Origin of the sequence: Pelomonas margarita (assembly GCF_043555875.1) — a bacterium.
Taxonomy (GTDB): Bacteria; Pseudomonadota; Gammaproteobacteria; order Burkholderiales; family Burkholderiaceae_C; genus Pelomonas; species Pelomonas margarita.
In genome coordinates this window covers 82,833-103,576 of record NZ_JBIGHW010000012.1, presented here as the reverse complement: position 1 = coordinate 103,576, position 20,744 = coordinate 82,833, and the positions used below count along the sequence as shown (strand labels likewise).

Genomic DNA, 20,744 nt, shown 5'->3' with positions numbered 1-20,744 from the left:
ACAACTGGGTGCCTGATTGTGTGGCCTCCGCCGACCCAGCGCTTACGATGGCCGCCGACGGCTGGTCTGACGCCACCGTCGCACGGCGCGCGCCGGTCGTGGCGACGCTCGCAACGCCCACCCCGTTCGTTGGATTCCGCCATGAAGAAGATGCTGATCGCGCTGCTGCTCGTGCAACTGCTGGGCTGCGCCGCCGTGGCGCCGCTGCCGCCAGGCGCGACGCTGGACGCCGCGCAGCGGGCCGAGGCCTTCGACACCGTGCGGCATCGCGTGCGGGAGCAATACGTCGACCCGCAACTGCGCGGCGTGGACTGGGACGCCAGTGCCGCTCGCCTGCGCCCGCAGGCCCTGGCCGCCGCCACTGACGAGCAGTTCTGGGAGCTGCTGGATCGCCTCACCGCCGAGCTGGGCGATGCTCACACTCAGGTGCTGTCGCCACGCCGCCATGCATGGTGGAAGGCCAAGCAGTCGCTGACGCTGGGCCTGCGCGTCAACGAGATCGCTGGGGAGCTGGTGGTCACGGGCGTGGCGCCGGGCTCGGACGCCGAGCGCCAGGGCCTGAAGCCCGGTGACGCGGTACAGCGCATCGCTGGCCAGCCGGCACTGGACTGGTGGCACGCCACGCTGGCGGACGCACGCAAGAGCTCGACGCCACGGGCCCAGCTGCGCAGCGCCGCCCGGCGGCTGAATGCCGGCGATGCCGGCAGCACTGAACCCACGCTGGCTCTGGATCTGGAGGCTGGCGGTCAGCGCCGGCAGCACATGCTCACGCGCGCCCTGCTGCCGGACCGCCCGGTGATGAGCAGCCAGCTGCTGCCCTCGGGCCACGGCTATCTGCGCCTGTCAGCCTTCGACCCCGACCTCGCTAAGCGCACCCCGCTGGGGGTGGCCCTGTTCGACCTACGCCAGGCGCCCGGCCTGGTCATCGACCTGCGCCAGAACAGCGGCGGCTCTATGGCCATGGCCACCACGCTGCTGACAGAGTTGTTCCCGCGCAAGGTGGCCGTGGGCAAGCTGCTCACGCGCGACGGCAAGCCACTGACCCGCCTGTTCGGGCTGTTCAACGTCACCGGGACCGAGCTGATGACGCACGGCAACGCCGCGCCCTACGGCGGCGCCGTGGTCGTGCTGGTGGACGAGGGCAGCGCCAGCGCCAGCGAGCTGGTGGCGGCAGCGCTGCAGGGGCTGGGCCGCGCCCAGGTGGTGGGCCGCACCAGCTGCGGCTGCCTGCTGGGCGTGCAGGGCCTCATCGAGCTGCCCGGCGGCGGCGCACTGTCGTTCAGCCAGGTGGACTTCGCGCTGCAAGGCAGCCCGCGCATCGAAGGCCGGGGCGTGGTGCCGGACGTGGCCGTGCCGCTGGACCGCGCCGCACTGCAGGCAGGCCGCGACCCGGACCTGGAGGCCGCCGTGGCATTGCTGGGCCGCCTTGCCGCGCGCGGCCCGGTGGCTGCCAAGCCGCTCAGCGCTCCGACACCAGCAGCAGCGCCCATGCAGCCTCGGTGACGGCGCGGCCCAGCGGCGTGGCGGGGTCGGGCCGGCGCAGCCGCGGCGTGACCCCTGACAGGTCCAGGCTGCCCACCACAGTGCCCTGGTGCAGCATCTCGTAACCCACCGCCTGCGGCTGCGGTGGCGCGCCGCCCTCCCGCTGGTGCGCCGAGCGCAGGCCCACGGTCAGGTCGCCGCGCCGGTAGGCCCCCTCGCGCACGCGCTGGCCCTGACGCAGCGGCCCCTCGCCGATCTGCAGCATCGCTGCCGGGCCCCGGCCCCACTGGCAACTCAGCACCCAGGACGGCGGGGCCAGGCCGGCCGCTGACGACGGCGTCCAACCCTCGCAGACGATGACGGTCTCGCCCGCCTGAAAGCGCAGCGGCTCGCGCACACCGGCGGGCAGCGGCTCGAACAGCGACAGCCTCTCGGCCCCGCGCGTGTAGCGCACGCGCTGGCCGTCCAGCGTCAGCTCGCCCTGGCGGCCCCAGGGCAAGCGGCCCAGAGGCTCCTCGGCCACGCCGGCCACCGACGGCGCCTGCGCCATGCGGGCCTCGGTGGCCACCTCACGCGGCGCGGCACGGTCGCGCGCTTCTCGTCCCTCTCGCCCCTCACGCAGGGCAGCGCAGCCAGCCAGCAGCAGCAGGGCGACGAGGAGCAGGGAGCGCGGCATGGCGAACAACGGGCAGTGCAGAGGCCACCCACTCTAGGCCCGCAGCGGCCCCGCCATGAACTGTTACCCCGGTGAGGCCTGCTCACATCTCGGCAGGCCGACCACGCTCAGGGCGGCGCCGACGCGGGCGTGTCGGGCGGCGTGGCCTCGGCCGGCTGGTCGGCCACGCCGATGCGGGCAATGGCCAGGTCGCCCGCAAACTCGCTGTAGAACCACTGGCCGTCCTGCTCCAACAGGCCGCCGTCCTGTGGCGGTGCCAGCGGACTGCTGGGCTGGCCGCGCAGCGCCACGGCCATGGTCGAGGCCCACACCGGCAGCGCCAGGCCGCCGCCGCTCTCACGCTCGCCCAGGGACTTGGGCGTCGGATAGCCGATCCACACCGCGCCGGCGCGAGCCGCCTGGAAGCCGCAGAACCAGGCGTCCACCGCGTCATTGGTCGTACCTGTCTTGCCGTACAAGTCCCAGCGGCCCAGCAGGCTGCTGGCACGGGCGCCGGTGCCCTCTCTCGTGACTGCGGCGAGCAGCTGTGACGTCATGAAGGCATTGCGCGGACTGATGGCTGGCCGCAGCTTGGGCGGCTCGGCCTGGAACAGCAGCTCTCCCTGGGCATCCTGCACGCGCTGGATCAGCCAGCCGGTGGGCAACTGGCCGCCGTTGGCAAAGACGGCATAGGCCTGAGCCATCTGCAGCGGCGTGACAGCACCGGAGCCCAGCGCCAGCGTCAGGTTCAGCGGCTGGCGCTCCTCGTCCAGCCCGAACTTGCCGGCCCAGCCGCGCACGCGCTGCGGCCCCAGCGCCTGGGCGACGCGGATGGTCACCATGTTCTTGGAGCGCGCCAGGCCCTCGCGCAGCGTCAGCGCGGGCTCGTACTGGCCGTCGTAGTTGCGCGGCGCCCACTCGCCCTGAACGAAGGGCTCGTCGCTGACCAGGGTGCCGGCCCAGCCGCCCTGCTCGATCAAGGCCGAGTAGACGAAAGGCTTGAAAGCCGAGCCCGGCTGGCGCCAGGCCTGCGTGGCGTTGTTGACCTGATTGCGCGCGAAGTCGAAGCCACCCACCAGGGCACGGATGGCACCGGTCTGCGGATCCAGCGTGACGACAGCGCCCTCGGCCTGCGGCGTCTGGCTGAGCAGCCAGGTCTTGCCCGAGGCCAGAACGCGCACGACGGCGCCGCGCTTGGCCGACTGCAGCGGCCGCGCCGCGCCGCCCTTGAGCTGCAAACGCTCGCCATCGGCCAGCACGAGCTGGGCGCCGGCCTTGTCCTGCGCCAGCAGCACGGCGGTGCGCAGCTCACCCAGGTCGGGGTGGGCGTCGAAGGCGGCGTCCAGCGCGTCGTCGAAGCCCTCGTCCTGGTCGCTCGCGGGCAGCTTCGCCGTCGCCTCGGGGCCGCGGAAGGGCTGGCGGCGTTCCAGATCGAACAGCGCCTGGCGCAGCGCCTGCTGCGCGGCCGCCTGCTCGGCGTACAGCAGCGTCGTCGTCACCGTGATGCCACGTGTGTAGACATCCTCGCCAAAGCGCGTGAGCATCTCCTGGCGCACCTGTTCGGCGGCGTGGTCGGCCACGCCGGACAGCCGCTTCGGGCGCTGGATGACCAGCGGCTTGTCGCGGGCCGCCTGGGCCTGCACAGCCGTGATCTGGCCCACGCTGGCCAGGCGTTCCAGCACCACGGCCTGACGGCGCCGCGCGCGCTCGGGATAGAGAACGGGGTTCAGGCCGTTAGGGTTCTTAGGCAGGCCGATCAGCAGCGCCATCTCACCGGTGCTTAGGCGCTCCAGCGGCTTGCCGAAATAGCGCTCGGCCGCCGCGGCGAAGCCGTAGGCGCGGTTGCCCAGGTAGATCTGGTTCATGTAGATCTCCAGGATCTGCGCCTTGCTGAGCGCTCCTTCGATCTTCAGCGCCAGCAGCGCTTCCACGAACTTGCGGGTCCAGCGCTGCTGCTTGCTCAGGTAGGTGTCACGGGCGAGCTGCTGCGTGATGGTGGACGCGCCATGCAGCGGCCCGCTGTGCGTGAGGTTGCGCACGAAGGCGCGCAGGATGCCGCCGAAGTCGATGCCGCCATGGGTCCAGAAGTCGGCGTCTTCGACGGCCAGCAGCGCATCCTGCAGGGGCTTGGGGATGTCCTTCAGCGGCACGAAGCGGCGCCGCTCGGCCCCGAACTCGCCCAGCAACTGGCCGTCGGCGCTCATCACGCGCAGCGGCTGGTGAGGCTGGTAGTCGGTCAGCGTGTCCAGCGCGGGCAGCTGGGTCCAGACGATGGCCGCCGCGATGGCGGTGAGCAGCAGCGTCGCCAGCGGGATGCCAACCAGCGCGGCCAGCCAGGGACGTCGGGCAAGGAGCTTGAGCATGGCGCGCATCCTAGAGGCTGCACAGCGCCACGCCGGCGGGGCGCACGCTCAGGGGCTGCGCTCGGCCGCAGCGATCAGCCGGCTGATGCGCGACACCGACAACCCCAGCCGCTCAGCCAGCTCGGTCATGGACACCCCCCCTTCGGTGTGGGCCAGCCACAGCGCCTGCTCACGCCCACCTTCGGCGCGGCGCAGCCACTCGGCCCAGCCGGTGCGAGCCACGCGTCGCGGCGCCACGCCGGCCGCGCGCATGCGGCGAGCGAAGTCGGCGTCGCCCAGGAAGATCTGCTCGCGCAGCCGGCCCGGCCACAGCTGCAGCCCCGGCTCGGACGCCACCAGCCGCGCATAGCGCTCACCCGCCAGACGGCGCTGCGCGGCAGTGGCCGCGGGCTTGCCCAGCAGGTGGCCGTGCAGGCCATCCACATCCAGCCAGGCGGGCGCGGCCTCCATGCCGGCCAGCGCGCGGAAGCTGGAGCCTGCCCACTCGGCCGCGCCGCGCGCCAGTCCGGCGCGCACGGGGTTCAGGTCCACCCAGCGGCAGGCGTCCAGCAGATGCTGCTCGCGATCCACCAGCACGGCATGGAAGCGCCCCTGAAACAGCGACCCGGCAAAACCATGGCGCCGCTGCGCATGCTGGGTGTAGACGCCGTTGAGGTGGCGCATCAACGCCGACAGGTTGGCGCGCCGCGTGAACAGCAGCAGCTCGTAGTGCTCCGGCATCAGCGCATAGGCCAGCGCCTGCGCATCGAAGCGGTGCAGCGCCTGGGCCAGCAGCGCCCGCATCTCGGCGCGGTCAGCGTCGTCGGCAAAAGCCTGCAGCCCGCCATCGGCAGGACAGCGTGCGCTGATGAGGTAGACCGCGCCGGCGATCTCGAGTCGAGGGGGTCGCGCCATGCGGCGACCTTATGCCGACCGGCCCGGAATGGCAAGATAGCCGGATGAAGACGCATCAGATCGAGATCCAGAAGTTCAAGGCTGCGGCCAACAACGTCCATGGCCAGGTGCTGTTCAAGGTGGACGCGCTCGTGTCCCACCGCGAACCGCTGGAAGGGATGGAGCCCAGCAGCATGCTGATGCTGACCGAGCAGAATGCCCGCGTGCTGATGGCGCTGCTGAAGGCGCAGCTGGCCGAGTTCGACACCAAGAAACCCAAGAGCCGCCACGGCCGCCACGGCTGAGAACGACACCCATGAACTACCCCCACTACAACCCCGCCTCCGACAACCGCCCGCTGTCCGACGAGGAGCTGAACGACCTCGACGAGTTGCTGGCCGACCTGCCCGCCGACGCCGCCCTCAACATCGAGGCGCTGGACGGCTACCTGGCCGGCCTGCTGCTGACGCCCGGCCGCGCGCTGGCCGACCTGCCCGGTGCCGACTGGCTGCCGGTGATCTGGGGCGGCGACGGCGAGGACGACGACAACGCGCCGTTTGCCAGCGGCAAGCAGCGCAAGAAGGTGGTGATGCTGGTACTGCGCCACCTGCAGTCCATCGCGCTGGCCTGGGCCGAGCGTCCGCAGGCCTGGGAGCCGATCTTCAGCTTCGCCGACGGCGAGGACGAGGACGAGGACACCGAGTACGCCGACGCCGAGGACTGGGCCGCCGGCTTCCTGACCGCTGTGGACCTGGCGCCCGAGGCCTGGGCGCCGCTGTTCGAGGGCGGCGCCACGGCACCGCTGCTGGCGCCCATCGCGGCGCTGGGCAGCCCCGAAGGCGCGCTGGCCGAGGCCGGCGCCGAGGCGCGCGACGAAGCCAGCCGCGGCATTCCTGACGCCATGCTGGCGTTGTGGGCGATTCACCAGCAAGCGTGATCCACGGGCCGCATCCCTTCAACGCAGGTGGATGCCGCCCCGGCTTTGCTTCACACTCCCGCCATGCTCAACACCGTGCTCGCCGCCCTGGGCCTCGCCACCTGCATCGCGCTGGCCGTGCACATGGCCCTGCCCGACCGGCTGCGTCGTCGCGTGGACACGGTCTTCGCCCGGCTGGGTGACACGCTGCGGGCGCAGATCGACCGTGCGACCGGCTGGCGCCGACGCCAGCGCCAGACGCGCGCTGCCGCGCTGGAGGCCGAACGCGTGATCCGCCGCGCCCGCGAGTCCGCCCAGAGCGGCCGCGTGGAGGGCGAGTGGGACGGCAACGTCTACCGACCCAAGAGCTTCGAGAAGCCCAAGAAGCCACACTGACGGCGCGTCCGGGGGCTCACCGGAGCCTCAACCGGCGGACTGCTGCAGCCGCCACATTTCCGCATAGCGGCCGCTGCGGGCCAGCAACGCGTCATGCCGGCCTCGCTCGACGATGCGGCCCTGCTCCAGCACCAGGATTTCGTGCGCGTCCACCACCGTGGACAGGCGGTGCGCAATGACGAGCACGGTCTTGTCCTGGCCGGCGGCCTCCAGCTCGGCCTGGATGGCACGCTCGTTGGTGGAGTCCAGCGCCGAGGTGGCCTCGTCGAAGATCAGCAGCGGCGGGTTCTTCAGCAGCGTGCGGGCGATGGCCACGCGCTGCTTCTCGCCGCCCGACAGCTTCAGCCCGCGCTCGCCCACCATGGTGTCATAGCCCTTGGGCGTGGCGGCGATGAAGGCATGGATGTGGGCCGCCCGGGCGGCCGCCTCCACCTCGGACTGGCTGGCGCCAGGGCGGCCGTAGGCAATGTTGTAGGCCACGGTGTCGTTGAACAGCACGGTGTCCTGCGGCACGATGCCGATGGATTTGCGCAGACTGTGCTGGGTGACGGTACGGATGTCCTGTCCGTCGATGCTGATGCAGCCGGCGCCGACGTCGTAGAAGCGGTACAGCAGCCGCGCCAGCGTGCTCTTGCCGGAGCCGCTGGGGCCGACGACGGCCACCTTTTTGCCCGCCGGGATCTCGAAGCTGACACCATGCAGGATGGGGCGCTCAGGGTCGTAGGCGAAGTGCACGTCGTCAAAGCGTACGGCGGCGCTACTGACGGCGAGCTCGCGCGCATCCGCCGTGTCGGCCACCTCGCGCTGGCGGTCCAGCAGGACGAACATCTTCTCGATGTCGGCCAGGGCCTGCTTGATCTCGCGGTAGATGACGCCCAGGAAGTTCAGGGGGATGTAGAGCTGGATCATGAAGGCATTGACCATGACCAGGTCTCCCAGGCTCAAGCGCCCGTCCACCACGCCCTGCGTCGCCCGCCACAGCATCAGCACCAGCGCCATCGCGATGATGAGCTGCTGGCCGGTATTGAGCAGCGACAGCGTCGTCTGACTCTTGAGCTGCGCTCGGCGCAGCTTCTCCAGGCTCTCGTCGTAGCGGCCGGCCTCGAAGCCCTCGTTGTTGAAGTACTTGACCGTCTCGTAGTTCAGCAGCGAGTCGATCGCGCGGCTGTGGGCCACTGAGTCGAGCTCGTTGAGCTGGCGCCGGAACTTGGTGCGCCATTCGGTGACGACGACGGTGAACGCGATGTAGACGGCCAGCGCCGCCACCGTGATGCCGGCGAACCAGACGTCGAACTGCACGCCCAGCAGCGTCAGCACCAGCACCACCTCGATCAGCGTGGGCACGATGCTGTAGAGCGAGTAGCTGATCAGCGAGTGCACGGCGCGCGTGCCGCGCTCGATGTCGCGCGTCATGCCACCGGTCTGGCGCTCCAGGTGAAAACGCAGGGACAGGTCGTGCAGATGCCGGAACACCTGCAGCGAGATGCTGCGCGCCGTGCCCTCGGTGGCTTTGGCGAAGATCAGCTCACGCAATTCGGTGAATAGCGACGTGGACAGCCGCAGCGCGCCATAGGCCAGCAGCAGCCCCAGCGGCACAACCAGCAGGGCCTGAGGCTCACCGGGCTTGAGATCCAGGCTGTCGACGAGGTGCTTGAGCAGCACGGGCACGCCGACGTTGCTGAGCTTGGCGCCCACCATGAAGGCCAATGCGAGGCCGACGCGCCAGCGGTAGCGCCACAGGTAGGGCAGCAGTCGGGCGACGGTGCCCCAGTCGCCACGCGCGGCAGGGCCGCTCGGTGGCACGGATGATGCTGAAGGTGAGGATCTCAAGCGCAGGCCCGACAATATGAACGCCGGATTCTCCCCACTGAACGACATGCCTCAGGATTCCATCCCCGCCCAGCACAAAGCCGGCGACCGCGAGCTCGTGCTGCGCGTGATGCCCATGCCCGCCGACTCCAACGCCAATGGCGACATCTTCGGCGGCTGGATCATGGCGCAGGTGGACATTGCCGGTTCCATCCTGCCGGCCCGGCTGTCACGCGGCCGGATCACGACAGTGGCGGTCAACGAATTCACGTTCAAGCAGCCTGTCTCCATCGGCGACCTGCTGAGCTTCTACGCCACCATCACCCGCGTGGGCCGCACCTCCATCACGGTGCATGTGGAAGTGTTCGCCGAGCGCGACCCCGAGAACCTGCACATCGTCAAGGTCACCGAGGCCAACCTGACCTACGTGGCCATCGATCGCGAAGGCAAGCCTCGCCTGGTCAACCCGGCTCGCGACACACCGGCCTGACGCCACGCGCCACCGACCCACGTCGCGGCGCAGCACCAGAGCGCCGCCCCCGCGAGCAGAGCCGCAGGCGGCCGGGACCCGCCGAGCACCTCACCGGTTTTCAAGCCCGAGTTTCCCGATGTCAGCGGTTTTGCCACCTACGCGCAGGCACTTCGCTGCTGCCGCCGCAAGTCATTGACGGACAAAGAAAACCTGCTGCCGGCATGCTTTCTGCTCGCCCCTGGACACCGCCTTCCAGGGAGATTCGCATGCCCTTCCTCTCGCGTCCCCAACTCGGCCTGATCACAGCACTGCTGCTGGCCGGCGTCGCGGCCCAGGCAGCCCCGGTGCCCGCTGGCCTGAGCATCACCGGTCAGGTCAGCTTCGATCTGCCCAACTCCACCACACCCACCGGCGGCGCCGCGCAGACGGGGCAGCTCAGCTTGCTCAGTGGCGGCGGCAGCACGTCCAGCAGCTTCAACGGCAGCCCTGCGGGCGGCCCGCTGTCCGGCGCCTTCACCGCCACGGGCGACGGCATCGGCGCGGCCCTGTCTGGCAGCGGCAGCATGAGCAGCCCGACCGCCCCGGACATGACCGCCGGTTTCGTATTTGTCGACTACCGCATCGACCTGATCAACACCTCAGCCACCCAGACCTTCACCATCCTGTTCCAGGCTGCCTACGGGCAGGGCAACCTGGCTCAGGCCAGCGGTGACGATGCCTTCGCGGCGTCCTCGCTCAGCGTCTATGACGCGGTCTACACCGAGCTGATCTACACCGACTTCTTCACCGACACGCTCAACCCCGGCAACAACAAGGCCCTGGCCAGCGTCGCCGACACCTTCTCCATCACCCTGGCACCGGGTCAGTCGGGCTATTTCACTGCCCTGCAGACGATGCGAGGCGGAGTGTTTGAGCCAGGCAACTTCAACGCCGGGCTGGATGCCTTCCTCAGCCTGCAACGCATCGACGCCAGCGGCGACGACCCCGGCAGGCTGCCGCTGCCGGCCAGCCTGCCACTGGCCCTGACCGCGCTGGGCCTGCTGGGCCTGGTTCGCAAGGTTCGCAGCTGACCCACTCCCCCTGAGCGGGTCGGGTCGGCCCGCAAGTCTCGCAATCACTTCCATCACCCCGGAGGCCTGTCATGACCCTGCGCTACCTGATCCCGCTGTCTGCCGCCCTGCTCGCACCGGCCGCCCATGCCACCTGCTCCACCGAGCCCATCCTGGGCTCGATTTGCATGTTCGCGGGCAACTTCTGTCCACGCAGTTATGCCGAGGCCGCTGGCCAGACTCTGGCGATCAGCCAGAACACAGCACTGTTCTCCATCCTGGGAACGACCTACGGCGGCAATGGCCAGACCACCTTCGCCCTGCCCGATCTGCGCGGGCGCAGCGCCATCGGCGACGGACAGGGCCCCGGGCTTTCTCAGGTCGGACTGGGCGAGCGAGCCGGCACTGAAACCGTGACCCTCAACGTCAGCCAGATGCCGGTCCACAGCCACGCCGCAGTGGCGCGCGGCACGACAGGTGCCGGCACCACCGACAGCCCGGCCAGCGCGGTGCCGGCCAAGCTGGCACGCTCCAATATCTACAGCAGCGGTGCAGCAGACACAAATATGGGTACGAGCGCCATCACGGTGACGTCGGCGGGGGGCAGCCAGCCGGTGCCCATGCGCAACCCCTACCTCGGGCTCAAGATGTGCATCGCGCTGGAGGGCATCTTCCCCTCGCGCAACTGAGGCCAGGGCGGCCCGCAGGAAATCAACGGGCCACAGGCGGGGCCTCTTGACCCCGTCTCTGGCTCTCAGCTGAACTTCGAGAAGTCCGGCACGCGCTTCTGGAAGAAGGCCTGGAAGGCTTCCATGGCCTCCGGGCTGCGCAGCCGGGCACTGAACAGCTCGGCCTCGCGCGTGACAGCCGCCTTGATGGCCTCGCGCTGCGGGCCGCGGATCAGCTGCTTGCTGTCGCGCACGGCGCCCGGGGCCAGCGTGTTGAAGCGCTCGGCCACACGGCGCGCATGGTTGAGCACCTCGCTGCCGGGCAGTACGCGATTGGCAATGCCGCACTCCACGGCCTGCTCACCGGTGAAGGGGTCACCCAGCAGCAGCTTCTCAGCTGCACGCACATTACCCATCAACTGGGGCACGACCACGCTGGACGCGAACTCGGGCACAAGACCCAGCCCGACAAAGGGCATGGCCAGGCGCGCCTCATCTGAGACGAAGACGAGGTCGCAGTGCAGCAGCAACGTCGTGCCGATGCCGATCGCCGCGCCGGTCACGGCTGCCACGACGGGCTTGCCGCAGTCCAGCAAGGCATGCATGAACTGGAACACGGGCGCATCCTCGCCGCGCGGCGGCCGGCCCATGAAGTCTTCGAGATCATTGCCAGACGTGAAGATGCCGGGCTGGCCCGTGATCAGCACGGCCCGCACCTCGGCTGCCGCATCGGCGGCGCGCAGCGCGTCGGCCATCTGCTGGTACATGTCCTGCGTGATGGCGTTCTTTTTCTCGGGGCGGGCGATCTCGATCGTCGCCACGCCGTTGACGGTGTAAGTCTTGATGGTCATCGGGCTCTCCGGTTCAGGCCTGGGCCGTCCTGGCGTGGAACTGTGTCCAGTGATTGGCCAGGTGCATCAGGTGCGCACGTTCGTACTGCGCCTTGGTCAGTTCGCCATAGGCGAAATGGGGTCGCAGCGTACCGCTGAATTCAGCAAACGCGTCCATCGCCGCCAGCAAACGGTTCACCGCATCCTTCAGCGCCTGGGCTGCGTCCAGCGCGGGCGCCCCGGGGATGGGCTCGCTCAAGTCGTGGCTCATCTCGCCCCGGCCGCTGAAGACGGCGAAGGCCGCCGAGCCCACCGTGGAGCGGAACCAGGCCCCCTTGAGCATCGGAAAGCCCTGCATGGAGAACTCGATGCTCTGGGCCAGGTGCTGCAGGACCTGGCTCAGGTTCCAGGGGTTGCCCTGAACGAGCTTGTCCTGGAACAGCAGTTCCAGCACAGCCTGGCGGGCCTGTTGCCAGGCCGTGAAGGTCTTGAGCCGGCCCGAGCAGCCGGCCAGCGGCGCCGCTGCGAGCAACACCGTCGTGGTCTTCAGCGCGCAGCGGCGGTCCATGGATTACAGGCGCTCGAAGATGCCTGCAGCGCCCTGGCCGGCGCCGACGCACATCGTCACCATGCCGTACTTGCCGCCAGTGCGGCGCAGGCCGTGGATGACCGAGGCCGCGCGGATGGCACCGGTGGCGCCGAGCGGGTGACCCAGCGCGATGGCGCCGCCGTTGGGGTTGACCTTGGCGCGGTCCAGCTCGATGCCCTTGCTGTCCAGATCGTTCAGCACGGCCAATGACTGCGCGGCAAAGGCTTCGTTCAGCTCGATCCAGTCCAGCTGTGCGGCAGTGATGCCGGCGGCCTTCAACGCAGCCGGGATGGCCTCGATGGGGCCGATGCCCATGATCTCGGGCGGCACGCCGCGCACGGCGAACGACACGAAGCGGGCCAGCGGCGTCAGGTTGTAGCGCTTGAGCGCCGCTTCACTGACGATCAGCAGGCCGCCCGAGCCGTCGGACGTCTGCGAGCTGTTGCCGGCGGTGACGCTGCCCTTGGCAGCGAACACGGGCTTGAGCTTGGCCAGGCCCTCGATCGATGTATCGGGGCGCGCGCCTTCGTCGAGCTTGACGGTGCGGGTCTTCACGTTGACGGTGCCGTCGGCCAGGTTGGGCGTGCGCTCGACGACGTCGAACGGCGTCATCTCGGCGTCGAAGTAGCCGGCCTGCATGGCGGCCACGGCGCGGCGGTGAGACTCCACCGAGAACGCATCCTGTGCGTCGCGGCTGATCTTCCACTGCGCGGCGACCTTCTCGGCCGTCAGGCCCATGCCGTAGGCGATGCCGATGTTCTCGTCACGTTCGAAGATCAGCGGCGACAGGCTGGGCTTGTTGCCGCCCATGGGGATCATGGACATGCTCTCCACGCCGCCGGCGAACATCACGTCAGCCTCACCCACGCGGATGCGGTCAGCCGCCATCTGCACGGCGGTGATGCCCGACGCGCAATAGCGGTTCACGGTCACGCCGCCGATGGTGTTGCCCAGGCCGGCCAGCACCGAGGCCACACGGGCGATGTTCATGCCCTGCTCGCCTTCGGGGAAGGAACAGCCGACGATGGCGTCTTCAATGGCCGCGGGGTCCAGGCCCGGGGCCTGGGCCAGCGCGGCCTGCATCACCTTGACGAGCATTTCGTCAGGGCGGGTGTTCTTGAAGTAGCCGCGGCCGCTCTTGCCGATCGGCAGACGGGTGGCGGAGACGATGTAGGCGTCTTGGACTTGCTTGCTCATGGTGTTTCCTTGGTCAGTTGGGGACAGAGCTACGCGCGGGTACGCGCTTCGGTCTGTCCCGCAAGGTCTTGGGATTGGGGCTTCTCTTTGGGCACCCAGGCCCAGACAAATTCACACTCGATCGGCTCGATGCCGGCTTCATCGGTCACAGTGACGGCGACGCGCACTTCGCCCTTGGTCTCGCTCGCCATGCAGGCGCGCTGGGCCTCGGTCAGATGCGCACGAGCGACGAGGCCGCCGGTCGCGCGCTTCCTGAAGTTCACCTGCAGCGACTTGCACAGCGGCAGGCAGTCGTCGCGCACGTTCATGCCCACCACCATGCCGGTCGCCGTTTCGGCGAGCAACGACATGGCAGCCGCGTGCACGCCCTTGATGTGGTTCTGCACCGGGCGCTTGTTGGCGACGCGGATCTCGCTGCGCTCGGGCGTGAGCGCGACGAAATCGAGCGCCGCCGTGCCGGTGAAGGGCACCGCACGGCGCAGCGCGAAGTTGCGCGCGGCGCTTCGCAGCGGGCCGGGCAGGCCGTCCAGCTTGGCGAGGGTGCGTTGAAGCCGGTTCACGAACTGGGACCTTAGTTGCGCACCGGCTTGCCGGTCTGCAGCATGCCCATGATGCGTTCCTGCGTCTTGGGGTTGTCCAGCAGCGAGCAGAAGTGCTTGCGCTCCAGCGCCATCAGGTACTCCTCCGTCACCAGGGAGCCGGCCTCGACCTCGCCGCCACAGACCACGTCGGCGATCGCCGCAGCCAGGTGGTAGTCGTGCGCGCTGACGAAGCCGCCGTCACGCATGTTGGCGACCTGGCCCTTGATTGTTGCGATGCCGCTGCGGCCGGCCACTGGGAACAGCGCCTTGTGCGGCGGACGGTAGCCCGCCTCGGACATGCCGATGGCGGTGGCCGTGGCCACGTGCAGCAGTTCGTCCTTGTGAGGCACGATGATGTCGCTGTCCAGCAGGAAGCCGTTCTTCTTGGCCTCGTGGGCCGACGTCGCGACCTTGGCCGTGGCCGCGGTCAAGAAGCCGTCCTTCAGGAAGCTCAGGATGTCCGCACCGGCGTTGCCGGCGGCAGCCATCTCGGCGGCACGGCGGGCAATGTAGGTCAGGCCACCACCGCCGGGGATCAGGCCCACACCGACTTCGACCAGGCCGACATAGCTTTCCACGTGGGCAACACGGCGCGCGCAGTGGACGGCCAACTCGGCACCACCACCCAGCGCGAGGCCGCGCATCGCAGCGACGACCGGCACGGCGGCGTAGCGCAGGCGCAGCATCATGTCCTGCAGCTTCTTCTCTTCCGGCGCGATGCCCTTGCTGCCCATCTTCATGAAGACGGGCATCAGGCTCTCGAGATTGGCGCCGGCCGAGAACACGTCGTCCGGCGACCAGATCACCAGGCCTTGATAGTCGGCTTCAGCGATCTCGACGGCCTTCAACAGGCCCTCGGTGACGGCCGGGCTGATCAGGTGCAGCTTGGCGGTGATGGAAGCAATGACAACCTTGCCGTCCAGCGTCCAGACGCGCACTTCGTCGTTCTTGAACAGCTCGGTACCGGACTTCAGCGGGTCGGCAGCGCCGGTGCCCAGCAGCGATTCACGGAAGGCCTGGCGGCTGTAGACCGGCAGCTCGCTGCGCGGCTTGAACTTGCCCTCCGCGGCGCTCCACGAGCCCGCAGGCGTGTGCACGCCACCCGCTTCGGCGACGGGGCCGGACGTGACCCAGGCCGGCAACGGCTCGGTGCTGAGCGCCTTGCCCGCGGCGATGTCTTCGGCGATCCAGCCGGCCACCTGGTTCCAGCCGGCGGCTTGCCACAGCTCGAACGGGCCTTGGCTGCTGCCGAAGCCCCAGCGCATCGCGAAGTCGATCTCGCGCGCGGTGTCGGCCACGGTGTTCAGGTGCACGGCAGCGTAGTGGAAGCTGTCGCGCAGGATGGCCCACAGGAACTGGGCCTGCGGGTTGGTGGACTCACGCAGCAGCTTCAGGCGGTCGGCCGGGGCTTTCTTGAGCATGCGGGCGACGATCTCGTCGGCCTTCTTGCCGCCGGCAACGTACTCACCGGTCGCGAAGTCCAGACGCTGGATGTCCTTGCCGACTTTCTTGTAGAAGCCGGCGCCGGTCTTCTGGCCCAGCGCGCCCTTGGCAATCAGGCCGGCCAGCACGGCGGGCGTGGCGTAGGTGCTGTAGAACGGGTCGTCCTTCAGGTTGTCCTGCATCGTCTTGACGACGTGGGCCATGGTGTCCAGGCCGACGACGTCCGCGGTGCGGAAAGTGCCCGACGACGCGCGGCCCAGCTTTTTGCCGGTCAGGTCGTCGACCACGTCCACGCTCAGGCCGAACTTCTCGGCCTCGATCATCGTGGCCATCATGCCGGCGATGCCGACGCGGTTGGCGACGAAGTTGGGCGTGTCGTGGGCGCGCACCACGCTCTTGCCCAGCGACGTCGTGACGAAGGCTTCGAGCTGGTCGAGGATTTCTGGCTGCGTGGTCGGCGTGTTGATCAGCTCGACCAGCGCCATGTAGCGCGGGGGGTTGAAGAAGTGGATACCGCAGAAGCGCGGCTTGATCTCCTCGGGCAGCACTTCGCTGAGCTTGGTGATGCTCAGGCCCGAGGTGTTGGACGCGACGATGGCATGTGAGGCGACGAACGGCGCGATCTTGGTGTACAGGTCGAGCTTCCAGTCCATGCGCTCGGCGATGGCCTCAATGATGAGGTCGCAGCCCTTCAGCACGTCCAGGTGCTCTTCGTAGTTGGCCTGCTGGATCAGCGCGGCCTCGGCGCTGTCACCCAGCGGCGCGGGCTTGAGCTTTTTGAGGCCGTCGACTGCCTTGGTGACGATGCCGTTCTTGGCACCTTCCTTGGCGGGCAGGTCGAACAGCACGACCGGCACCTTGCAGTTGACGAGGTGGGCGGCGATCTGCGCACCCATCACGCCGGCGCCGAGCACGGCGACCTTGCGGACTTGGAATCGACTCATGGGATCTATCTCCTAAAGGTTCAGTTCACTCGACGCGGATCCACGTCTGCGTGCGGTAGAAGGGGCCGATGTAGCCGCGCATCTCCAGTTTCTTGCCACCGTCCACGGGCTTCAAGCGCGTGCGGTAGGTCTTGCCGTTGTTGGGGTCGAGGATCTCGCCGCCCCCCCAGATGCCGTCACCCTCGCCCTTGACGCCGCGGATGATCTGCAGCCCCACCACGGGCTGGTTCTTGCGGTCGTCCGCGCACTTGTCGCACTTGGCGTCCGGCTGCGCGGCGGGATCCAGCAGCTTGTCGATACTGCCGACCAGGGTGCCCGCCTGTTCGCTGATGCGGACAAGCGACTTCGCGGTTTTGCCGTCGTCGTCGATGGTCTTCCAGAGGCCCACGGGGGTGGCCTGCGCGAAGGCAAGCGTGGGCAGCAGCAGTGCAGCAGCGAACAGGGATTTCATCGGGCGTTGTCCTTGTCGTCCAGTGAATCGTTCAGCGGTGAGGCCGGGGTCAGAACAGAGCTTCGTCCATCGCCATCAGCGGCGACAGGCCGGCGCGGCAGGTGCGGATCAGCGAGGCCGTCTCGGGCAGCAGCTTGGCGAAGTAGAAGCGCGCCGTGTGCAGCTTGGCCGTGTAGAACGGGTCGCCGCTGCCTTGCTTGGCCAGCGCGATCTTGGCGGCTTGAGCGAAGAAGTAGGCAAATGTCATGTGGCCCACCACGCGCAGGTAGTCCACCGCGGCGGCGCCGACTTCGTCGGGGTTGCCGAAGGCCTTCATGCCGATTTCCTGCGTCAGCTTGTTGACCTTGTCGCCCAGGTCGGCGAGCGGGTTCACGAATTCCTGCATGGCTTCGTTGGTGCCCTCTTCCTCGATGAAGGCGGCGATCTTCTTGCCGAACTTCTTCAGCGTGGCGCCGTTGTTGCCCAGCACCTTGCGGCCCAGCAGGTCCAGCGACTGGATGGTGTTGGTGCCTTCATAGATCATGTTGATGCGCGCGTCGCGCACGAACTGCTCCATGCCCCACTCGTGGATGAAGCCGTGGCCGCCGAACACCTGCAGGCAGTGCGATGTAGCCAGCCAGCCGTTGTCCGTGATGAAGGCCTTGATGATGGGCGTCAGCAGCGCGACTTCGGCATCGGCCTCCTTGCGCTCGTCCTCGTCGTCGCTCTTCAGCGCCTTGTCGAGTTGCAGCACCGTGTAGGCCTGCAGCATGCGGCCGCCTTCGGCGAAGGCGCGCGCGGTCAGCAGCATCTTGCGCACATCGGGGTGCACGATGATGGGGTCGGCGGCCTTGTCCGGCGCCTTGGGGCCGCTCAGGGCGCGCATTTGGATGCGGTCCTTGGCGTAGGCCACGGCGTTCTGGTAAGCCACCTCGGTCAGGCCCAGCGACTGGTTGCCCACACCCAGGCGGGCGGCGTTCATCATCACAAACATCGCGGCCAGGCCCTTGTTGGGCTGGCCAACCAGCGTGCCGGTCGCACCTTCCAGCACGATCTGCGCGGTGGCATTGCCGTGGATGCCCATCTTGTGCTCCAGGCCGGCGCAGAAGACGGGGTTGCGACTGCCCAGCGAGCCGTCAGCGTTCAGGTTGAACTTGGGCACGACGAAGAGCGAGATGCCCTTGGAGCCGGCCGGTGCGTCCGGCAGGCGGGCCAGCACCAGATGGACGATGTTCTCGGCCAGGTCATGCTCGCCGGCCGAGATGAAGATCTTGGCGCCGGTGATCTTGTAGGTGCCATCGGCCTGCGGTTCGGCCTTGGTGCGCAGCAGGCCCAGGTCCGTGCCGCAGTGCGGCTCGGTCAGGCACATCGTGCCCGTCCACTCACCGCTGGTGAGCTTGGGCAGATAAGTGGCCTTCTGCTCGGGCGTGCCGTGCGCATGCAAGGCCTCGTAGGCACCGTGGCTCAGGCCGGGATACATCGTCCAGGCCTGATTGGCCGAGTTCAGCATCTCGTAGAAGAACTGATTCACCGTGTGCGGCAGGCCCTGGCCGCCGTAGTCAGGGTCGCAAGACAGCGCCGGCCAGCCGCCGTCGACGTACTGCTTGTAGGCCTCCTTGAAGCCCTTGGGCGCGGTCACCTCGTGCGTGGCCTTGTCGAGCGTGCAGCCCTCGGCATCGCCGCTGAGGTTGATGGGGGCGATGACTTCGGCGGCGAACTTGCCACCTTCTTCAAGCACCGCATTGATCGTGTCGGCGTCGATGTCCTCGTGGCCGGGCAGCATCTTCAGCTCGTCGACGACATTCAGCAGCTCGTGCATGACGAACTGCATGTCACGCAGGGGCGGGTTGTACTGGGGCATCGGGAACTCCTGGAGCAGTCGGTGGATAGGAAGGGGTCAGCGCTTGACGGCGCTGGTCTTGGAACTCTTGAGCGAGGCCTCGATGTCGAGGCCCGCAGGTGTGGCGTAGTACTGCATCGTTCGCTCGAAGCCCACCCCTGCGCGCGCCAGCGCGCCAGGGATGCGCATGAAGCGCGCGTCATGGTGCAGCGACAGGATCAGGCCGTGCAGCTCGAAGCAGACCTGCTCCACATCCGCATCAGCCTGCAGATGGCCCTCGACGATGGCCAACTGCGTGGCCTTCTGCAGCGCCGCGTGCCAGGCCTTGACCATGGCCACCAGCGCATCGCGCACCGGGCCCGGCCTGTCATCGAACTCCACGGCACCGCTGATGTAGATGCAGCCGGAATCGACTTCGACAGACACGCGACGCACCCAGCGCTCGAACATGGCACGCAGGCGCGGCAAGCCACGTGGCTCGCGGATCGCGGTGAAGAAGACTTCCTCTTCGAACTTGGCGTGGTACTCCGTGACCACGGCGATCTGTAGCTCTTCGCGGGATCCGAAGTGCGCGAAGACGCCCGACTTGCTCATGCCCGTCTGATCAGCCAGCGCGCCGATGGACAGGCCTTCCAGGCCCATGTGCGACGCCAGGCCCAGCGCGGCCTCGAGGATGGCCGCGCGGGTCTGCTGGCCTTTCTGCAGGGAACGCGCCACACGCACCGGCTTGGCGGCGCGCAGCGGGGCGGCTTTCTTGGCGGGGACGGGAGGCGTGGACACAGGGCAAGAATAAAACGAACGATCGTTCTATTTTGCAGGTCGCTCGTGTGACAACGCCAGCTTGCCCCCATGAAATCCTAGGGTGATGTGCCTAATACGCACGCCACCCTAGGGATCACCCTGAGATTCCCGCATGTCACGGAACCACGCTTGAGCGCTGGCCTGGTTCTCGCTAGGCTCCGGGCAGGAGGTGTGACTCTGTGGACGTGCTCCAACTTGATGTCTCCGGCCGGCCCCAGGCCTGGATCACCACGCGCGAGGCGGCGGTGATCTACGCCAGCGACGGCGTTGCCTGGACACTGGGCGACCCCTGCCAGGTACTGCGAGGCGGCCTGCAGCGCATCACCGGGCGGCAGTCGCGCATCGAGGTGCACCCCATCATTGCCGTGCGTGGCGCCGTGCCCAGCCGGGCCTGGCGGCAGGCGCCGGCGCTGAGCAACAGCAAGCTGTTCGTGCGCGACCGCTTCGTCTGCGCCTACTGCGGCCACCGCTGCCTGCCGGAAGACCTGACGCGGGAGCACATCCAGCCCACCTCGCGCGGCGGCGCCGACACCTGGATGAACTGCATCACCGCCTGCCGCCCATGCAACGGCCGCAAGGGCAGCCGCCTGCCTGAGGAGGCGCGCATGAGCCTGCTCTACCTGCCCTACGTGCCCAGCCTGCACGAGGACATGATCCTGCGCGGCCGCCGCATCCTGGTCGATCAGATGGAGTTCCTGCTCGCCAGCGTGCCGCGCTCCAGCCGGCTGCACGGCTGAGCGCACGCAGCGCGTAAAGAGTTGTAGCCGGACGCCTCCCCACGTCAACGGCCTGACAATTCGGTGCGTTGGGCAGATGTCGTGCCCAAGGAGACCCGAATCATGTCCAAGCTCTTCACCACCCTCACCCTCGTCGCTGCCGTGGCACTGTCGGCCTGCTCGACGACCAACCCCGACGTGGTCAAGCGCGGCGACGCGCAGCGCATGTCGCAACTGCAGGACGCCACTGTGCTGTCCTCGCGGCCCGTCACTGTGGACGGCTCGCAGAGCGGCGTAGGCGCCGTGGCCGGCGGCGTGACCGGGGCCATTGCCGGCAGCACCGTGGGCGGCCGGCGCGAAGGTCAGATCGTCGGCGTGCTCGGCGCCGTGGCCGGCGCCGTCATCGGCAATGCCATCGAGCGCGCCTCCACCCAGGAAGACGCGCTGGAAATCATCGTCCAGCTGCGCAACGGCGAACGCCGCTCCATCGTGCAGGCCAAGGGCAACGAGACCTTCAACAGCGGCGACCCAGTCGTGCTGGTCACCACCGGCAGCAAGACCCGCGTGACGCGCGCCCCGACCGTGGCGCCCGCGCCTGCCGCAACCGGCAAGAGCTGACACCACCAGCAGGCCCGATGGCCATCGACAATGGCGGGCTTCGGCCCGCCATTTCCATTTCTGCCGCCCTTC

21 protein-coding genes are annotated in these 20,744 nt (G+C 68.6%); 9 read left to right on the top strand and 12 right to left on the bottom strand.

The genetic code is table 11. The features are described 5' to 3' along the window. Positions 1–141: 141 nt before the first annotated feature. Positions 142–1,503, top strand: coding sequence for a S41 family peptidase (locus tag ACG0Z3_RS18880; protein ID WP_394400322.1), 1,362 nt, complete (start codon positions 142–144; stop codon positions 1,501–1,503). Here the strand turns inward: ACG0Z3_RS18880 and ACG0Z3_RS18875 are convergent. The 3 genes from ACG0Z3_RS18875 to ACG0Z3_RS18865 form a co-directional block, all read right to left on the bottom strand. Then, entirely contained in the window at positions 1,460–2,158 is a 699-nt protein-coding gene (locus tag ACG0Z3_RS18875; RefSeq protein WP_394400320.1) for a hypothetical protein, read from the bottom strand. The two genes, ACG0Z3_RS18880 and ACG0Z3_RS18875, sit on opposite strands and share 44 nt — an antisense overlap. A 107-nt stretch (positions 2,159–2,265) precedes the next feature. Beyond that, complete coding sequence (locus ACG0Z3_RS18870) at positions 2,266–4,500, bottom strand: penicillin-binding protein 1A (protein WP_394400318.1); 2,235 nt, start codon at positions 4,498–4,500, stop codon at positions 2,266–2,268. A gap of 48 nt (positions 4,501–4,548) precedes the next feature. Further along, positions 4,549–5,394 carry a transposase gene (locus ACG0Z3_RS18865; protein ID WP_394400316.1) on the bottom strand — a complete coding sequence of 282 codons (846 nt, stop codon included), beginning with the start codon at positions 5,392–5,394 and terminating at the stop codon, positions 4,549–4,551. A gap of 44 nt (positions 5,395–5,438) precedes the next feature. Between ACG0Z3_RS18865 and ACG0Z3_RS18860 the strand changes: the two genes are divergently transcribed. The 3 genes from ACG0Z3_RS18860 (at position 5,439) to ACG0Z3_RS18850 (ending at position 6,685) form a co-directional block, all read left to right on the top strand. Next, positions 5,439–5,678 (top strand): hypothetical protein, encoded by a 240-nt coding sequence (locus ACG0Z3_RS18860; protein ID WP_394400314.1) that lies wholly within the window; start codon positions 5,439–5,441, stop codon positions 5,676–5,678. An 11-nt stretch (positions 5,679–5,689) separates the two neighbouring features. Beyond that, on the top strand, positions 5,690–6,310 hold the full coding sequence (locus tag ACG0Z3_RS18855; RefSeq protein WP_394400312.1) for a UPF0149 family protein: 621 nt from the start codon (positions 5,690–5,692) through the stop codon (positions 6,308–6,310). Between the two features lie 63 nt (positions 6,311–6,373). Continuing rightward, positions 6,374–6,685 (top strand): hypothetical protein, encoded by a 312-nt coding sequence (locus tag ACG0Z3_RS18850; protein WP_394400310.1) that lies wholly within the window; start codon positions 6,374–6,376, stop codon positions 6,683–6,685. Between the two features lie 27 nt (positions 6,686–6,712). Here ACG0Z3_RS18850 and ACG0Z3_RS18845 read toward each other — a convergent pair whose 3' ends face one another. Further along, on the bottom strand, positions 6,713–8,563 hold the full coding sequence (locus ACG0Z3_RS18845) for an ABCB family ABC transporter ATP-binding protein/permease (protein ID WP_394400308.1): 1,851 nt from the start codon (positions 8,561–8,563) through the stop codon (positions 6,713–6,715). Here ACG0Z3_RS18845 and ACG0Z3_RS18840 point away from each other — a divergent pair. From ACG0Z3_RS18840 to ACG0Z3_RS18830, 3 genes are all read left to right on the top strand, one after another. Next, positions 8,562–8,984 carry an acyl-CoA thioesterase gene (locus ACG0Z3_RS18840; RefSeq protein WP_394400306.1) on the top strand — a complete coding sequence of 141 codons (423 nt, stop codon included), beginning with the start codon at positions 8,562–8,564 and terminating at the stop codon, positions 8,982–8,984. The genes ACG0Z3_RS18845 and ACG0Z3_RS18840 overlap by 2 nt on opposite strands. Before the next feature lie 248 nt (positions 8,985–9,232). Then, positions 9,233–10,036: a hypothetical protein gene (locus ACG0Z3_RS18835; protein WP_394400304.1), complete on the top strand. Its 804-nt coding sequence runs from the start codon at positions 9,233–9,235 to the stop codon at positions 10,034–10,036. A 71-nt stretch (positions 10,037–10,107) separates the two neighbouring features. Further along, positions 10,108–10,704 carry a phage tail protein gene (locus ACG0Z3_RS18830; RefSeq protein WP_394400302.1) on the top strand — a complete coding sequence of 199 codons (597 nt, stop codon included), beginning with the start codon at positions 10,108–10,110 and terminating at the stop codon, positions 10,702–10,704. 65 nt (positions 10,705–10,769) lie between these two features. On the opposite strand, the gene ACG0Z3_RS18825 is transcribed toward ACG0Z3_RS18830, so the two are convergent. The 8 genes from ACG0Z3_RS18825 to ACG0Z3_RS18790 are packed head-to-tail and all read right to left on the bottom strand — an operon-like array spanning position 10,770 to position 19,278. Beyond that, positions 10,770–11,534: an enoyl-CoA hydratase gene (locus tag ACG0Z3_RS18825; RefSeq protein WP_394400300.1), complete on the bottom strand. Its 765-nt coding sequence runs from the start codon at positions 11,532–11,534 to the stop codon at positions 10,770–10,772. Between the two features lie 13 nt (positions 11,535–11,547). Further along, positions 11,548–12,081 (bottom strand): DUF1569 domain-containing protein, encoded by a 534-nt coding sequence (locus tag ACG0Z3_RS18820; protein WP_394400298.1) that lies wholly within the window; start codon positions 12,079–12,081, stop codon positions 11,548–11,550. Positions 12,082–12,084: 3 nt separating this feature from the next. Continuing rightward, positions 12,085–13,299 (bottom strand): acetyl-CoA C-acyltransferase, encoded by a 1,215-nt coding sequence (locus tag ACG0Z3_RS18815; RefSeq protein ID WP_394400296.1) that lies wholly within the window; start codon positions 13,297–13,299, stop codon positions 12,085–12,087. A 29-nt stretch (positions 13,300–13,328) separates the two neighbouring features. Further along, the gene (locus tag ACG0Z3_RS18810; RefSeq protein WP_394400294.1) at positions 13,329–13,859 is read right to left on the bottom strand and encodes a DUF4442 domain-containing protein; all 531 of its coding nucleotides are present in this window, start codon (positions 13,857–13,859) and stop codon (positions 13,329–13,331) included. Between the two features lie 11 nt (positions 13,860–13,870). Then, positions 13,871–16,267 (bottom strand): 3-hydroxyacyl-CoA dehydrogenase/enoyl-CoA hydratase family protein, encoded by a 2,397-nt coding sequence (locus ACG0Z3_RS18805; protein WP_394400292.1) that lies wholly within the window; start codon positions 16,265–16,267, stop codon positions 13,871–13,873. Between the two features lie 25 nt (positions 16,268–16,292). Next, positions 16,293–16,718, bottom strand: coding sequence for a DUF2147 domain-containing protein (locus tag ACG0Z3_RS18800; RefSeq protein WP_268167254.1), 426 nt, complete (start codon positions 16,716–16,718; stop codon positions 16,293–16,295). A 49-nt stretch (positions 16,719–16,767) separates the two neighbouring features. Beyond that, positions 16,768–18,558: an acyl-CoA dehydrogenase C-terminal domain-containing protein gene (locus ACG0Z3_RS18795; protein ID WP_394400289.1), complete on the bottom strand. Its 1,791-nt coding sequence runs from the start codon at positions 18,556–18,558 to the stop codon at positions 16,768–16,770. 36 nt (positions 18,559–18,594) lie between these two features. Beyond that, positions 18,595–19,278: a TetR/AcrR family transcriptional regulator gene (locus tag ACG0Z3_RS18790; RefSeq protein ID WP_394400415.1), complete on the bottom strand. Its 684-nt coding sequence runs from the start codon at positions 19,276–19,278 to the stop codon at positions 18,595–18,597. A gap of 239 nt (positions 19,279–19,517) precedes the next feature. Between ACG0Z3_RS18790 and ACG0Z3_RS18785 the strand changes: the two genes are divergently transcribed. Both ACG0Z3_RS18785 and ACG0Z3_RS18780 read left to right on the top strand, forming a co-directional pair. Then, positions 19,518–20,075, top strand: a complete 558-nt coding sequence (locus ACG0Z3_RS18785; protein ID WP_394400287.1) for an HNH endonuclease — start codon at positions 19,518–19,520, stop codon at positions 20,073–20,075. A 102-nt stretch (positions 20,076–20,177) separates the two neighbouring features. Beyond that, positions 20,178–20,672 (top strand): outer membrane lipoprotein, encoded by a 495-nt coding sequence (locus ACG0Z3_RS18780; RefSeq protein ID WP_394400285.1) that lies wholly within the window; start codon positions 20,178–20,180, stop codon positions 20,670–20,672. Positions 20,673–20,744 lie beyond the last annotated feature (72 nt).

What these genes read in the sequence shown, in the direction of transcription:
- ACG0Z3_RS18880 (WP_394400322.1), top strand. Translation starts at nt 142, where the DNA reads ATGAAGAAGATGCTGATCGCGCTGCTGCTCGTGCAACTGCTGGGCTGC.
- ACG0Z3_RS18825 (WP_394400300.1), bottom strand. Translation starts at nt 11,534, where the DNA reads ATGACCATCAAGACTTACACCGTCAACGGCGTGGCGACGATCGAGATC.
- ACG0Z3_RS18820 (WP_394400298.1), bottom strand. Translation starts at nt 12,081, where the DNA reads ATGGACCGCCGCTGCGCGCTGAAGACCACGACGGTGTTGCTCGCAGCG.
- ACG0Z3_RS18840 (WP_394400306.1), top strand. Translation starts at nt 8,562, where the DNA reads ATGCCTCAGGATTCCATCCCCGCCCAGCACAAAGCCGGCGACCGCGAG.
- ACG0Z3_RS18800 (WP_268167254.1), bottom strand. Translation starts at nt 16,718, where the DNA reads ATGAAATCCCTGTTCGCTGCTGCACTGCTGCTGCCCACGCTTGCCTTC.
- ACG0Z3_RS18845 (WP_394400308.1), bottom strand. Translation starts at nt 8,563, where the DNA reads ATGTCGTTCAGTGGGGAGAATCCGGCGTTCATATTGTCGGGCCTGCGC.
- ACG0Z3_RS18805 (WP_394400292.1), bottom strand. Translation starts at nt 16,267, where the DNA reads ATGAGTCGATTCCAAGTCCGCAAGGTCGCCGTGCTCGGCGCCGGCGTG.
- ACG0Z3_RS18780 (WP_394400285.1), top strand. Translation starts at nt 20,178, where the DNA reads ATGTCCAAGCTCTTCACCACCCTCACCCTCGTCGCTGCCGTGGCACTG.
- ACG0Z3_RS18865 (WP_394400316.1), bottom strand. Translation starts at nt 5,394, where the DNA reads ATGGCGCGACCCCCTCGACTCGAGATCGCCGGCGCGGTCTACCTCATC.
- ACG0Z3_RS18875 (WP_394400320.1), bottom strand. Translation starts at nt 2,158, where the DNA reads ATGCCGCGCTCCCTGCTCCTCGTCGCCCTGCTGCTGCTGGCTGGCTGC.
- ACG0Z3_RS18860 (WP_394400314.1), top strand. Translation starts at nt 5,439, where the DNA reads ATGAAGACGCATCAGATCGAGATCCAGAAGTTCAAGGCTGCGGCCAAC.
- ACG0Z3_RS18795 (WP_394400289.1), bottom strand. Translation starts at nt 18,558, where the DNA reads ATGCCCCAGTACAACCCGCCCCTGCGTGACATGCAGTTCGTCATGCAC.
- ACG0Z3_RS18815 (WP_394400296.1), bottom strand. Translation starts at nt 13,299, where the DNA reads ATGAGCAAGCAAGTCCAAGACGCCTACATCGTCTCCGCCACCCGTCTG.
- ACG0Z3_RS18850 (WP_394400310.1), top strand. Translation starts at nt 6,374, where the DNA reads ATGCTCAACACCGTGCTCGCCGCCCTGGGCCTCGCCACCTGCATCGCG.
- ACG0Z3_RS18830 (WP_394400302.1), top strand. Translation starts at nt 10,108, where the DNA reads ATGACCCTGCGCTACCTGATCCCGCTGTCTGCCGCCCTGCTCGCACCG.
- ACG0Z3_RS18870 (WP_394400318.1), bottom strand. Translation starts at nt 4,500, where the DNA reads ATGCTCAAGCTCCTTGCCCGACGTCCCTGGCTGGCCGCGCTGGTTGGC.
- ACG0Z3_RS18835 (WP_394400304.1), top strand. Translation starts at nt 9,233, where the DNA reads ATGCCCTTCCTCTCGCGTCCCCAACTCGGCCTGATCACAGCACTGCTG.
- ACG0Z3_RS18855 (WP_394400312.1), top strand. Translation starts at nt 5,690, where the DNA reads ATGAACTACCCCCACTACAACCCCGCCTCCGACAACCGCCCGCTGTCC.